Consider the following 350-nt stretch of genomic DNA (forward strand, 5'->3'; position numbering starts at 1 on the left):
GATGCGATCAAGCACCTGAACGCAATTGCCCAATAGCGACGTCTGACCTGACCCGGTTACGGATTTTCTGTCTAGATTTTTTCAACCCATTGGGCACGCCACTGTGGCGCGTCGAATGCCTCGCTCCAGTAGGCTGTCTCCTTGGCGATTTTGCCCTCGCGAAATTCAAAGATGAACACCGTTTCGTACTGTGGGCCGCCGTAATCCAACAACGCCTCGGCGACGACCAGGTCCCCGCCACTGGTCAGCCGGCGCGGGGTGATGGTTGGCAGTTGTGGGAAGGCGTTGTAGATTCCCCTCCGATTCTCGGCGCCGCGCACGAGTTCTCCGGATTGTGGCCAGTGCATGAC

The 350-nt window shown here is 58.3% G+C and carries 1 protein-coding gene; it reads right to left on the reverse strand.

All coding sequences use genetic code 11. From position 1 onward, the window contains the following. Positions 1-71 precede the first annotated feature (71 nt). Positions 72-350: nuclear transport factor 2-like protein (locus tag AC1U89_RS25120; RefSeq protein WP_479902327.1), on the reverse strand; the 279-nt coding region annotated here is incomplete at its 5' end.

This window comes from Caulobacter sp. 05T431 (assembly GCF_056665975.1).